Origin of the sequence: Streptomyces calidiresistens, from assembly GCF_014141525.1 — a bacterium.
GTDB lineage: Bacteria > Actinomycetota > Actinomycetes > Streptomycetales > Streptomycetaceae > Streptomyces > Streptomyces calidiresistens.
Genome location: NZ_VKHS01000367.1, coordinates 1 through 5,294, shown reverse-complemented (window position 1 = coordinate 5,294; position 5,294 = coordinate 1). Strand labels below are relative to the sequence as shown.

Below are 5,294 nucleotides of genomic sequence, written 5' to 3'. Positions count from 1 at the left end.
GGGCGGGAGGCCGCCGGGGGGCGTCCGCCGTTCTTCGTCTACGGAACGCTGCGGCGCGGCGGCCGGTACCACGGGGCGCTCCTCGGCGGGCGGGTGGTGACGCACGGCGGGCCGCAGCCGGCGATCCTGCCCGGCGCCTCCCTGTTCCGGGGCCCCGGGTATCCGTACGCGGTGCCCGAGCCCGACCGTCCCGGGGCCCTGGTGCGCGGTGAGCTGTTCCGCCCCCTGCCGGGCCGCGACGCCGAGGTGCAGGCGGATCTGGACCGGTTGGAGGGGTACCGACCCGGCGCCCCGGACAACCTCTACGAGCGGGTGGTGGCCCGGGTGCTGCTGCCCGACGGCGGCGCCGTTCGGGCGCGGGTCTACCTGGCCGCGCCGCTCCTCGCCCGCCGGTTGCGGGCCGAGGGGGAGCGCGTGCCGGGCGGGGACTGGATGGCGGACGGGGCCGCCGGGAGCGGACCCCGAACCGACTTCGACCGCCCCACCCCGTGAACCGGGATTCCTCCGCCCCGGCGGGCCGGGGCGGAGGAATCCCGGGCCGGTGGGTCACCCCGTGGCGCGCGCGGCGCGCAGCGCCGCCTCCTCCTTCTCCGCCGGCACCCCCGGCCGCCGGACCCCCGAACTCGCGGGGTGGGGGATGCCGAGGGGGTCGGCGTCCGCCGGCAGGCCGCGCAGCCAGGCGAGGGTGTCGGCGACCGTCTCCGTGACGGGGCGGCAGCGCAGTCCCGCCGACAGGGCACGGCTCGTGTCCGAGCGGTACAGCATGTCGTGCAGCTCCCCCGGCGGGATCCACATCGGCAGCTCGGTGAAGGGGTCGATGTCCGCCGCGAGCACCGTCTCCGGCTCGGCCCAGACCAACTCGGCGTCGGAGTCGACGGCGGCCCGGCAGGCCTCCAGGAACTCCTCCGTCGTGGTGTGGCCCGAGGCGCTCACCGTGTCGTACGCCCCCTCCAGCCCCCGCTCGGCGGCGTCCAGGCACCAGGCGGCGAGGTCGCGGACGTCGATCCACTGCATCGGCAGGTCGGGCGGTCCCGGCGCGAGGACCGGCCCGCCGCGTTCCATGCGCCGCAGCCACCAGGGCAGCCGGCCGATGTTCTCGTGCGGGCCGAGGATGAGGCCGGCGCGGGCCAGCAGGGCGCGGTCGCCGAACTCCCGCAGGGCCGCCAGTTCCCCTCCGCGCTTGTCGGCGAAGTAGTCGACGGACTCGGCGTCCGGGGAGGCCTCCACCGTCGGGGAGTCCTCGGTCATCCCCGCGACCGGCGGCGGGGCGTAGACCGAGCGGGAGGAGACGTACACGTACCGCCCGACGCGGGGCTCCAGCAGCCGCGCCGCGTCGCGCACCGCCCGGGGGGCGCCGATCCAGGTGTCCGCGACGATGTCCCACTCGCCGTCCGCCAGGGCCGCCAACCCGCCCTCCGGGGCGAGCCGATCCCCCCGCAGCGTCCTCACCCCCTCGGGGGCGGGTCGCGTCCCCCGGTTGAACACCGTCACGTCCCAACCACGGGCCGCGCCGTCCTCGGCGAGCGCCCGTCCCACGAATTCCGTTCCACCCAGCACCAGAAGTCTCATGGTCCGAACCCTCCCCCGGAATCCGGGCCTCCGCCCCGGGTCACGCCCTGCGCGGAATCGCCCGTGGCGTAACGGCTCCGGGAACTCCCCGTGGGCCCCACCGACCTCCCGGGCCCCGGGATTCCGGTGGCGTCCGGCGGATCCGCGCACTACCGTCCACCGGATGCGCATCGATGTCCCGGCGGCCGGGTTCCCCGTCGCACCCGAGGAGTTGACCGGCGGGCCCGAGGGGCCCCGACTGCGCCGGTGGCGGCCGGCCGACGCCCGCGCCGTGCGGGACGCCTTCCGGGCGCCGCTGATGGAGCGGCAGGCGCCGGAGCCGGTGGAGGACCTGTCGGCCGCGCGCCGGTGGCTGGGGGAACGCGAGGAGGAGTGGGCCGCCGGGCGGGCCTTCTCGTGGGCGGTGCTCCTCCCGGGAGAGGGGGCCGACGGGCCGGTGGGGTGCGTCCGTCTCGGCTCGGTGGAGCACCGGCACGGTACGGCGTGGGTGTCCTACTGGACGGTGCCGGCCGCGCGGGGGCGCGGGATCACCACGGCCGCGCTGCGGGCGGTCTGCGGGGCGGCGTTCGGGCCGCTGCGGCTGTACCGGTTGGAGTTGGGCCACCGGACCGACAACCCGGCGTCCTGCGGGGTGGCGCGCGGCGCGGGCTTCGCGGTGGAGGGGGTGCAGCGCGGCAAGCTGCTGTGGGACGGGCGGCGGTACGACGTCGAGACGCACGCCCGGCTCGCGGAGGACCCCCCGCCCGGGACGGCGGGGGACACGACCGGGGCCGGTCACCCGGTCGGGTGACCGGCCCCGGTGTGGGGTGCCGGTGGGCGCGGTGGGTCAGACGGGTTCGCCGGCCGGCTTGCGCGCCGGGGCGGCGATCGGCTCGGAAGCCGGTCCGTCGGCCGTCTCCGCGGCCGGGACGACCTGAGCGGGAATCATCCCGGCGGCACCGGCGCCGGTCGTCGCCCGGCGTTCCCGGTCGCGCTCCCGGCGGTGCTCCTCGCGCCGGTCGAAGTCGGCGAGGGTCCGGCCGAAGTCGCGGGTGGAGAGCTGGAGCTTGTAGATGATGGCCAGCTCGAAGACCAGCAGCAGCACGCCGGCGGCGATCGTCACGGGCACCACGGCGTTCAGCGCGGGCGCGATGATGAACACCGCCATCTGGAACTCGATGCCGCTGACCAGGTGGGTGCGGATGCGGTGGCGCAGCAGGAAGGAGCGGCACCGCAGGTACCAGGGGAAGCGGCTGCGGAACTCGCGGTGCAGGTCGACCACGGCCACGGGGGGAGGCGGCGTTCCCGCCGGGGAGGCGTCGGAGGGGGCCCCGGGCTCCCGCGCGCTCCCCTCCCCCGGCTCCGGGCCGTCGACGCCCCGGGCGGGGTCCTCCCCCATCGCCGCCCGGGCCCGCTCGCGTGCCTCCTCGGTGGCCCGGGCGTCGCGGTCGCTCTCGGCGTCGGCGGAGGGGTTCTCCCGCAGCAGGTCCTCCATGAACGCCAGCTCTATGGCGTTCTCCGCCTCCCGGGCCCGCTGGGCGCGGGCCTTGAGCTGCTTGCGCATCTCGTGGCGCACCTTGAAGATCTGGAGCGCGTCGAGGTAGCGCAGCATGTCGAGGAAGACGACGGCCAGCGCGAGCCACAGGTACACGACCTCGCCGGTGGCGGCGTACTGGCCGCCCATGAGCGCGATGGCGCAGGCCAGGACCCTGATGCGGTCGAAGACGTAGTCCAACCAGGCGCCGAAGATCGAGCCGGTGCCGGTGAGCCGGGCCAGCTTGCCGTCCATGCAGTCCAGGACGAAGCTGAGGTGGTACAGCAGGGCGCCCAGCAGCAGCCACTGCCAGTCGGCGAGGGCGAAGCAGGCGGCGGCGCCGAGACCGAGGAACAACGCCAGCCAGGTGATCGCGTCGGGCGTCAGGCGGGTGTGGATCGCGGTCCAGCGGACCAGGGGTGTGGCGACCGGATCGACCAGCAGGACGGTCCACCACGCGTCGCGTTTCTTCTGGGTGATCTCACGGACGTGGGGCAGTGGGGGGATGTCTCGGCGCATTGTCTGCTTCCAGGCGGGCTGTGTGGATCGGCCGACGCTATGAGGGGATGTGGTGAAAGCGCAAGCCGCGCGGTGCGTCGAATTGACGCGGCTCACATCATCTGATGGCACCGGGGGGGCATCTCTCCCCCGTTCCCGGACATCCCCGACACCGTCGGCGCCCCCGCACCCCCGGCGACCGGGTGGTTTCCCTCCGGGCCGGGGCCGGTGCCGGGCCGGGGCGAGCGGGGTCAGGAGACCGGTCGGGAGGTCTCCCAGAGCGACTCGAACTCCTCGCGGTAGGTCTCGAAGATGCTCAGCTCCCCGCCCTCGCGGCGCCGCTCGGGACGCACCACGGCCCGGGCCGGCCGGCGCAGCACCAGGGCCGGGCTCTCCACTCCCCGGGCGCGGCGCAGATAGGGCTGGACGACGGCCAGGCCGTCGGGTTCGTCGGCGTCCACGAAGTACCCGCTGAAGCGCGGAACCTCGTCGGAGACGTGGATCTCGAAGGCCTCGGGGTCCCGCACCCGGCTGCGGACGCGCCGGACGTGCAGGATCGCGGTCTCCACCGAGCGGCTCAGCTCACCGCGCTTCAGGCCGAGCTCGCGTTCGCGTCGGCGCATGGTCCCGGCGGCGGGGTTGAGGAAGAGCAGCCGGATCCGGGCGCCGGCGTCCGCGAGGTGGACCAGCCGGCGGCCGGGGTAGTTCTGCACCAGCAGCCCCAGTGCGGTGCCCACCGCGTCCAGGCGGCGGGCACCGCCGAACAGTTCCTCGGTGGGCAGGTGGCGTTGCAGGCGGATCCGGTCCGGGTGCACCCCGGCGACATCGGTGAAGCGCTCGCCGACCAGGCGTTCGAGCACGTCGACCGGCAGTCGGCCGGCGTCGCGCTCCGGGTCGTGGCCGTCGAGGATGCGCAGCAGGCGCGCGCAGCCGCGCTCGGCCTGGTCCAGCACCGCCCGGTTCAGCCCCCGGTTGCGCGCCACCGCGCTGCGGGCGACCTCCAACTCGTCCAGCGTCAGTTCGAGTTCGCGCCGGTTGTCGAAGTAGGGGGAGAAGCAGGGCCAGTGCTGGGTCATCAGCTCCCGCAGCTGGGGGATCGTCAGGAAGGACAGCACCGTGTCGTCGGCCGGGTCCAGCACGTGTCCCTTGCGCCGGCTCACCTCCCGCAGCGCCGCCGCCCGTTGCACCCACTCCTGTCCCGTGGGTCCGGCGGCGGCGATCTCCCACTCGGGGCCGTGCACCGGCTCGTAGACCGGGCGCAGGACGGCGGCGACCACCGCGCGCAGCCGCTGCTCCACCAGGTTGAGCCAGACGTAGGCCCGGCCGGCGCGCTCCACGCGCACCCGGACCTCGGCCCAGTCCTCCGCGTTCCAGGCGAGGTCGGCACCGATCTCCACGGGGCGCGGCAGGGACACCGTCTCCGTCACCGCGCCCGCGGTGTCCCCCCCGTTCCCCGGGGGAAGCTCACGACCCGAAGAGCTCACCCGAGCGCACCGCCTTCCGCGACCGATGGATCAAGGAAGCCTACTGCGACGGGGGCCGCCGCCGCAGCCCGGCGCGGAAGGCCGCGGGGGTTCCGCCCGTGGTTTCGGCCGGCCGACACGCCGGGGGCGGGGCACCCGAGCGGAGCACACCGGGGCGTGAGGGCGTGCGGGGCCGGGCACAGCACTGGACATGAGCCCCGATGCCCCCGATGCCCCCGTCGGTCCCGATC

5 protein-coding genes are annotated in these 5,294 nt (G+C 75.5%); 2 read left to right on the top strand and 3 right to left on the bottom strand.

Going from position 1 to position 5,294, the window contains the following annotated elements:
- On the top strand, positions 1 to 492 hold a 492-nt coding region (locus FOE67_RS15580), incomplete at its 5' end, for a gamma-glutamylcyclotransferase family protein (protein ID WP_228473930.1).
- Between the two features lie 54 nt (positions 493 to 546).
- Here the strand turns inward: FOE67_RS15580 and FOE67_RS15575 are convergent.
- Entirely contained in the window at positions 547 to 1,569 is a 1,023-nt protein-coding gene (locus FOE67_RS15575; protein WP_182664695.1) for an NAD-dependent epimerase/dehydratase family protein, read from the bottom strand.
- Between the two features lie 163 nt (positions 1,570 to 1,732).
- Between FOE67_RS15575 and FOE67_RS15570 the strand changes: the two genes are divergently transcribed.
- A complete protein-coding gene (locus tag FOE67_RS15570) occupies positions 1,733 to 2,359 on the top strand; it encodes a GNAT family N-acetyltransferase (protein ID WP_182664693.1) in 627 nt (208 codons plus the stop codon).
- 36 nt (positions 2,360 to 2,395) lie between these two features.
- Here the strand turns inward: FOE67_RS15570 and FOE67_RS15565 are convergent, their stop codons facing one another.
- Both FOE67_RS15565 and FOE67_RS15560 read right to left on the bottom strand, forming a co-directional pair.
- The gene (locus tag FOE67_RS15565; protein ID WP_182664691.1) at positions 2,396 to 3,601 is read right to left on the bottom strand and encodes a CDP-alcohol phosphatidyltransferase family protein; all 1,206 of its coding nucleotides are present in this window, start codon (positions 3,599 to 3,601) and stop codon (positions 2,396 to 2,398) included.
- 230 nt (positions 3,602 to 3,831) lie between these two features.
- Entirely contained in the window at positions 3,832 to 5,064 is a 1,233-nt protein-coding gene (locus tag FOE67_RS15560; RefSeq protein WP_182664689.1) for an SAV2148 family HEPN domain-containing protein, read from the bottom strand.
- Between the last annotated feature and the right edge of the window lie 230 nt (positions 5,065 to 5,294).